This window comes from Thermoflexus sp., from assembly GCF_042408365.1.
Taxonomy (GTDB): Bacteria; Chloroflexota; Anaerolineae; order Thermoflexales; family Thermoflexaceae; genus Thermoflexus.
On the sequence record NZ_JBHOQJ010000274.1, the window covers coordinates 21,051 to 27,140 of the forward strand.

General features: G+C 61.6%; 5 protein-coding genes and 1 tRNA gene. All 6 read left to right on the forward strand.

What is annotated here, in order from left to right; translation table 11 throughout:
* The first annotated feature begins 16 nt into the window (after window positions 1–16).
* The 6 genes from ACFMO5_RS12510 to ACFMO5_RS12535 all read left to right on the forward strand — a co-directional run bounded on the left by ACFMO5_RS12510 (window position 17) and on the right by ACFMO5_RS12535 (window position 5,912).
* Complete coding sequence (locus ACFMO5_RS12510; protein WP_376793087.1) at window positions 17–346, forward strand: VRR-NUC domain-containing protein; 330 nt, start codon at window positions 17–19, stop codon at window positions 344–346.
* Between the two features lie 4 nt (window positions 347–350).
* Window positions 351–740, forward strand: coding sequence for a phBC6A51 family helix-turn-helix protein (locus ACFMO5_RS12515; RefSeq protein ID WP_376793088.1), 390 nt, complete (start codon window positions 351–353; stop codon window positions 738–740).
* The gene (locus ACFMO5_RS12520) at window positions 737–1,045 is read left to right on the forward strand and encodes a hypothetical protein (protein WP_376793089.1); all 309 of its coding nucleotides are present in this window, start codon (window positions 737–739) and stop codon (window positions 1,043–1,045) included. The genes ACFMO5_RS12515 and ACFMO5_RS12520 overlap by 4 nt, the downstream gene beginning before the upstream one ends.
* A gap of 226 nt (window positions 1,046–1,271) precedes the next feature.
* A tRNA-Sec gene (locus ACFMO5_RS12525) sits at window positions 1,272–1,366 on the forward strand.
* A gap of 70 nt (window positions 1,367–1,436) precedes the next feature.
* Window positions 1,437–2,405, forward strand: a complete 969-nt coding sequence (locus tag ACFMO5_RS12530; protein ID WP_376793090.1) for a quinone oxidoreductase — start codon at window positions 1,437–1,439, stop codon at window positions 2,403–2,405.
* A gap of 492 nt (window positions 2,406–2,897) precedes the next feature.
* Window positions 2,898–5,912, forward strand: a complete 3,015-nt coding sequence (locus ACFMO5_RS12535; RefSeq protein WP_376793091.1) for an ATP-binding protein — start codon at window positions 2,898–2,900, stop codon at window positions 5,910–5,912.
* The last annotated feature ends 178 nt before the right edge of the window (window positions 5,913–6,090 follow it).

Below are 6,090 nucleotides of genomic sequence, written 5' to 3' on the forward strand. Positions count from 1 at the left end.
ATAAACGAGCGGCAGGATGAGGGTGGAGACTCGAACCCATCTTCCTATCTCGGAGAAGGACTTCAGCCAGCAGGTCGTGGACCTGGCCCGCCTCCTGGGATGGAAGGTCTACCGCACCTGGCTTTCCATCCGCTCCCCGGCCGGCTTCCCGGACCTGGTGTTAGCCAAGCCGGGGAGGCCGCTCATTCTGGCGGAGCTGAAAACGGAGCGCGGGAAGCTATCGCCGGCCCAGGAAGAGTGGCTGGCGACCCTTCGCCAAGTGCCAGGGATAGAGGTCTACGTTTGGCGGCCCGGCGATTGGGAAGAGATTGTCCGCGTCCTTCGAGGAGGAGAGGGGGGAGGATGACAAAATGAGCAAAAATGAAACAGTTACTCCACGACAGCGCCGAGCGATTGAGGCCCTGGTGACCTTCGGCACGACACAAGCCGCTTGCGAGGTCGCCGGCGTTAGCCGCACAACCCTCTACCGCTGGTTGCGCCAGCCAGCCTTTCGCCAAGCGTTGGCGGAGGCGGAGCGTGCTGCTCTGGCCGAGCTTCAGCGGGACCTGCTGGTGCTGGCGAGGGGGGCGAAGGACGCGTTGAAAGACGCCCTGGCGTCGGAGGACCTCCGCCAGCGTCTACGGGCCGCCGATATGGTGCTGGGTCGCTTGCTCCAGCTGCACGAGATGATGAATCTGGAGGAGAGGTTGGCGGAGTTGGAGAAGGCCGTGGAATCCTTGACCAAGGGGGAAGCGAGATGAAGCAAAAGCTGAGGGCTTTGGAGCAGAAATTGTGGAGGCGATATTCTCCCACCCAACCCGTTTTCATCATCTTTCATAAAGCGGGGTATGCCGCTCCCGAGGAGTGCGTGAAGGTGCTGCAAGAGCGGGCCATTCAGGAGAATCCCCACGCGAGGTTCTATGAGATTGTGCCGACGGACCGGCATGGCCGCTGCTTTGCGTGTGGACAAATCCACCTGGATGAGCAAATGCGGCAGCAGATTGGGGAGGAGCGCTTCAGGGAGCTGTTGGAACAGTGGCGCCGCTCGGAAGAGGAATCGGCTTAAGCTCGCGCGGCCCCCAGAGTAAATGGCCCTGCCTGCTCCCGGTTCCGGCCATCCCCCTTGACTTCTCCCACCCCCGTGTTACAATGAGGCCGCAGCTTGCCAATCGCTTGACAGCATCATGACAACATTATGACAACATTGGCGGACGGGAGGCTATGGAGGGGGAAATGGGGATTCTGGGCCCGACAGCCCCACTTAAAGCGTTTTATCACGTGATTTTCCGCATGGGGGCGGTTGGCCTCTGGTGAGGCCCCCGGTCTTCAAAACCGGTGTCGGGTCGCGGGGCGGCCCGGGGTGGGTTCGATTCCCATCCGCTCCCGCTGGATACCCTGAAGGCCAGGGCATGAACAGCCCTGGCCTTCTCAATCCTTATCCCCCGGAGGCTTCGGCCATGCGCGCGATTCGCATTCACCAGTTCGGCGGCCCTGAAGTCCTTCAAGTGGATGAGATCCCCACCCCAACCCCCGGCCCCGGCCAGGTCCTGGTCCGGTTGCGCGCGATCGGCGTGAACTTCATTGATACCTATCATCGCACCGGCCTTTACCCGATCTCCCTTCCCTTCATCCCCGGTCAGGAGGGGGCTGGAGAAATCGCCGCGGTTGGCCCTGGGGTGACCGGGTTTCAGGAGGGCGAGCGGGTCGCCTACGCCGGTATATCCGGCTCCTACGCGGACTATATCGTGGTCCCCGCCGATCGCCTGGTGAAGCTCCCAGCCGCGATCGATTTCCCTCAGGCCGCAGCGGTCCTGCTCCAGGGGATCACCGCGCACTTCCTGACCCAGAGCACGTATCCTCTGAAACCCGGCGAGACTTGTTTGATCCACGCGGCTGCGGGCGGCGTGGGCACGCTGCTGGTGCAGATGGCCAAGCGCCGGGGAGCCCGTATCATCGCCACGGTTTCCTCTCCTGCCAAGGCGGAGATCGTCCGCTCCCTGGGCGCCGATGCGGTCATTGTTTACACGGAGCAGGACTTCGAGGCTGAGGTCAAGCGCCTCACCGACGGCCGCGGTGTGGACGTGGTTTACGATTCGGTGGGCAAGGATACTTTTGAAAAGAGCCTGAATTGCCTCCGCCCGCGAGGCACCATGGTGCTCTTCGGCCAATCCAGCGGCCCTGTCCCCCCATTGGATCCACAAGTCCTGAACCAAAAGGGCTCCCTCTTCCTCACCCGACCGTCCATGTGGCATTACCTACGGACCCGCGAGGAGCTGCTCTGGCGGGCGGGAGAGGTGCTTTATCTGGTGGCCACCGGTCAGCTGAAGGTCTTTATTGACTCAACGTTCCCGCTCGAACAGGCCGCCGAAGCCCATCGTCGGCTGGCCTCCCGTCAGACGGTGGGCAAGGTCTTGCTCATCCCTTAATCGGGGCGGAAAGATTTCGTTGCGGCGGCTTAGAGGTACGGCCGCCTAGGCGGCCCGTACCTCACGGAAATTTATCCCTCCGAAAGGGTTAGGGGCCACCTTTGGTGGCCCCTAACCCCTAAAGATCCCCAAGGCAAGGTATGGCCCCCGCTTTACCCGGTTGATTTCGCCCGGAACTCCCATCAGGGTTAACATTGCAGATGGCGATTGTGATCGCTCTCGCCTCGGGCTATCAGCAACCACCCCTCGGATCGGGAGTGGGAGATGCGGGTGGAGTTCTGGGGCTTCCCAAGTAATTTGGTGGGACCGGGCTCAGTATGGGGATGGGCTTGGACCATCATTGGGTTCCTCATCGTTCTCAGCTTATGGATCAGACACCCTCATGATCTTCGCTCCTGGAAAGAACTCCAGACATCCGAGGTCATAAGCTTGTTGCTCCTTATCCTCCTCACGAGTCTGAGCCCTGTCCTGTCATGGGAGGATTTCCCAGGCTTGCCTTTCCGGATCGGCTTCCCCGCTTTCTCCTGGTTGCCTTATCTGGTTTGGGGCGGACGCCTCCAGCCAGGCGCCCTCGGGCTGGCCGGGCTGGTTGGAGGAGCGGTGATTGGATCCACCAGCGACGGCCGCGTTCTACATCTCCCTTGGATCATGGCCCTGGATGCCATGGTGATCGGCTCGTTGCTTTCCCAGAGTTACGTCGGACGCCTCTTTCGCGCCCTTCGTCAACCAGTGAGCGCCGCCATCGTTGGCTGGGGGATCTGGCTGATCCTCCAGGCGATTTCATGGGGAAGCTTTTATCCCTCATGGCCAGAGGCGCTGGATGGGATTTGGACCCTGTATGCCACCGTTGCGCCCTCATCGGGAGCCAGCGCGCTGATCTGCGGACTGATCGCTCAAGGGCTTCATTGGCGTCGGCCTTCCATATTCCTCACTCGCCGGCTTCCCCAATGGCCCCCTCACGCCCGAGAGATCCGGACGCGGATGCTGTTCTTCTTCGGACTTTGGATGAGCACACTGATCTTCAGCTTGTTGATCTCTCTGGCTGTCCTGGCCTTCCGACAAGCTTACGCCGAGCAGATGGAGGCGATGAACCAGGGAGTTCGCCGGGCTGGGGAGCAGCTCTCATATTTCCTGCACACGGGAGATACCCTGCTGGCAGACTTAGCGGCTCTGGGCATCCCTCCTGGTGAGAGCCCCTCTATCATTGCCGTCCTCCAGCGCTTCGTTCAAACCGGGCCGATCTACCATACGGTCCTGCTAACCGGGGCGGATGAAGAGATCCTGGCCGCGTATCCGGCAGGGGAGCGGGCCCAGGGGCTCTCGACGGAGGAACACACAGCGCTGACCCAGGCCCGCGCTGCCCGCTCGGTGATCCACACGAAAGTGCACCGTCTTCCGGATGGAACGGCCGGCCTATCTTTCGTTGCGCCGCTGGATGGGGAGCCCCCTCGGGGCTTCCTGATCGGACGCGTGCGGATCGCAGAGCATCCCGCTATGCGAGAGGTGCTGAGTTCCCTGCGTGGGAGCGTGCCTTCCGGCGAGGGGTTCCTGATCGATCCCCGAGGACAGATCTTGTTGCATGCAGATCCCCAGCACACACTGGATGTCTTCCCCCTCGCCGTCCCAGCGCTCTCTGGGCCTTTCGATTCGACCCAGCGATCCTCGATAGGAACGGTCGATCTGCTCTACTTTCGTCGGCTTCCAGGGACGGACTGGTGGGCCGTTATCCGGTATCCCCGATCCGCGCTCATCCGAAGGGGCCTCGAGCTCATCCTTCCCTCTGCAGGCATTCTCGTGGGGCTCGCTGTGAGCGGCATGCTGCTGCTCAATGCCTTGAGTTGGTCCATCACGCGACGCTTAAGGCAGCGAACAGCCGAAGCGGCACGCATGGCGGAAGGCGAGCTCGGGATCCCTATTGAGAGCGAAGCGCCCGATGAGGTGGGACAGCTGGCGGAGGCGATGGAGCGCATGCGCCACGGCTTGCGGGCCCGGCTGATGGATCTCTCCCTGCTGTTGGAACTCAACCGACGGCTGGTGGAGACCGGAGATCTGGCCCACGGCCTGCCGGAGGTCGCCCGATCTCTGGAGCGGGCAACCCGGGCATCAAGAGCTCGTATTCTGATCCCCGGAGCCCAAGGCTCCATCCGGGTGTTCACCGCGACAGGGGAAAAGGATCCGGAGCCGCCCGATGAGACCTGCTGGAAACTGGGCCTAGAGCAGGGGGAGCCCCTCTGGGTCGAGCATGTGCTTCGTCATCCGGAGCTGTCGACGATCTTTCGCCAGGAAGGGATCGGGCGGGCCCTGGGGATCCTCCCCATTCATTTGGGAGAGGAACTCCTGGGGGTCGCGTGGTTGACTTTCGCTCAACCCCATCGGGTACCGGAAACCGAACGGCAGCTGGTCCGCTTGATCCTCAGCCAGGCCGCGGTATTCATCGCTCGGGCCCGTCTGTACGAAGCGGCCCTGGCCGAACGTGAGCGGCTCCGAGCCGTTCTGGAGAGCAGCCCGGACGTTTTGATGCTGATCGATGGGCGAGGCGATCTGCTTTATCTGAATCCGACGGCGGAGCGGTTCCTGGGGCTTCCATCCTCAAAGGCTGTGGGGCAGCCCATTGCTCCACTTCTGAAGGATGCGGAATTGCGCGCGCTGTTGAGCGAGCAAATTCCCCCAGGACACGTCCGTAGCCGTGAATTCAAGCGCTCTGATGGCCGGGCCTATTGGGCTGGGCGCTACGATTTGCGCCTGGAGGACGGCCGGGAGATCGGACAGCTGGTGTTCGTACGGGATATCACCCCCTTCAAGGCGCTGGACGAATTGAAGTCCGATTTCATCGCCGCCATCTCCCATGACCTGCGCTCTCCGCTGACCTACATGCGGGGCTTTGTCACTATGCTGGGCATGGCCGGGCCCCTAACCTCTCGTCAACGGGAGTATGTGGAGAAGATCATGAGCGGCATTGATCAGATGACACGGCTTATTGAGGATCTCATGGACTTGAAGCGGATTGAAGAAGGGATCGGCCAACGAGGGATCTGCCGCCTGAGCGATCTCATACGGGATGTCTTCCATGAAATGCGCCCCCACGCGATGGCTCGTGGGCTGCGCATGACTTTAGAGGTGAACGGCCAGGGAATAGCGAATGGAGATCCTATCTGGCTGCGTCGGGCGATCACCAACCTGATCGACAACGCCATTAAATACACGCCGGCCGGAGGTATCATCTCGCTGGGCCTTTGTGAGCAGGATCAAGAGATCTTGATCTGGGTGAAAGATAGCGGGATCGGCATCGCTCCAGCCGATCAAGCGCGGATCTTCGAAAAATTTTATCGGGTTCGCCGCAAGGAGACCGCCCACGTGAAAGGAAGCGGCCTGGGGTTGGCTCTCGTGAAATCGATTGTGGAATGGCATGGAGGTCGCATTTGGGTAGAGAGCCAGCTGGGACAGGGCAGCACATTCTATCTGGCCATCCCCAGGGCGACGATCGCCACGCCGAGCGCTCACGCTTAGGATTGCGAGCTCACCCTCAACTCCCCCCGCTCTCCTGACAGGCGGTTTCGAACGCTCCTCCCGCCGGTAGTTAACCCCTTTCCGCAGTGGCGAGCTCCAAACGTCAAGAATTCAAAGGAGCTACGCGGTGAGGGGCATTGCTTCGTCCCCTTTCCTCCCTCCCCGTGCGGCAAAGCCG

Bases quoted from the DNA above. Each gene is read 5' to 3' on its own strand.
- ACFMO5_RS12510 (WP_376793087.1), top strand. From the start codon at position 17: ATGAGGGTGGAGACTCGAACCCATCTTCCTATCTCGGAGAAGGACTTC.
- ACFMO5_RS12515 (WP_376793088.1), top strand. From the start codon at position 351: ATGAGCAAAAATGAAACAGTTACTCCACGACAGCGCCGAGCGATTGAG.
- ACFMO5_RS12520 (WP_376793089.1), top strand. From the start codon at position 737: ATGAAGCAAAAGCTGAGGGCTTTGGAGCAGAAATTGTGGAGGCGATAT.
- ACFMO5_RS12530 (WP_376793090.1), top strand. From the start codon at position 1,437: ATGCGCGCGATTCGCATTCACCAGTTCGGCGGCCCTGAAGTCCTTCAA.